This is a genomic window from Mesorhizobium sp. M8A.F.Ca.ET.218.01.1.1 (assembly GCF_004791165.1).
Taxonomy (GTDB): Bacteria; Pseudomonadota; Alphaproteobacteria; order Rhizobiales; family Rhizobiaceae; genus Mesorhizobium.
In genome coordinates this window covers 1-281 of record NZ_SRUZ01000219.1, presented here as the reverse complement: position 1 = coordinate 281, position 281 = coordinate 1, and the positions used below count along the sequence as shown (strand labels likewise).

General features: G+C 71.9%; 1 protein-coding gene. It reads left to right on the top strand.

Going from position 1 to position 281, the window contains the following annotated elements; translation table 11 throughout:
* The coding region (locus EN861_RS35085) for an SDR family oxidoreductase (RefSeq protein WP_135928262.1) at window positions 1-281 on the top strand (281 nt) is incomplete at both ends.

The window sequence follows — 281 nt, the reverse complement described above, 5'->3', positions numbered from 1 at the left end:
CTACGGGCCGCTGCTCTTAGCCAAGCATGGCGCGCCGAAGCTTTCGGCAACCGGCTCGCTCACCTTCGTCTCCGGCATCGCCGCCTACCGGCCGGCGGCGCGCGGCTCGGTGGTCGCCGCCGTCAACGCCGCGCTCGAAGGGCTGGTGCGGGCCTTGGCCATCGAGCTGGCGCCGATCCGCGTGAACGCGGTGTCGCCCGGCTGGGTCGACACGCCGATCTGGCAGTTCGTTGCCGGCGATGCGAAGAACGAGACGCTCGCCGCCATGGCCAAGCGCCTGC